This is a genomic window from Cryobacterium sp. MLB-32, from assembly GCF_000738085.1.
In the GTDB taxonomy this organism is placed as follows: domain Bacteria; phylum Actinomycetota; class Actinomycetes; order Actinomycetales; family Microbacteriaceae; genus Cryobacterium.
This window is the reverse complement of record NZ_JPRS01000589.1, coordinates 1-458: the sequence shown is the minus strand read 5'-3', so window position 1 is coordinate 458 and position 458 is coordinate 1. Positions and strand designations below refer to the sequence as shown.

Below are 458 nucleotides of genomic sequence, written 5' to 3'. Positions count from 1 at the left end.
CTATATCGGAGAGCTTTTTCCGGAGTACAACGAACAAGCCGAGGCGGCCCGCAGCGCCACCGTATCGGCTGCTGTTGTCGCGTGCATGGCCGCCGCCGGATTCGACTACATCCCCGATGACCCGCAGGCAGACCTTTCCACATTTTCGGAATCACTTGACGAAGACGAGTGGACCGCGATTCACGGCTACGGGATGATTCCGACGCTTGAGGATTTGACCCTTGACGACGAGTACATCGATCCGAACCGGGGATATCTCGACACCCTGGGATATGAGCGGGAGCAGGCTTACAGCGACACTCTTCACGGCCAATGGATACTCCTTGCACCGAACGAAGACGGCTCCGAGCAGCCTGCACTTGACGGAACGGGCTGCATCGACATGGCGGAGGCAGCAACCCCGCCCCTGGAAGATGCCAGAGTGACGGCCGTCGTTGACGCGGCGTGGGGCCACGTGG

The 458-nt window shown here is 60.7% G+C and carries 1 protein-coding gene; it reads left to right on the top strand.

What is annotated here, in order from left to right:
* Positions 1 to 458, top strand: a 458-nt coding sequence (locus JF66_RS23955) for a hypothetical protein (RefSeq protein ID WP_035880670.1), incomplete at both ends; no start/stop codon positions are given.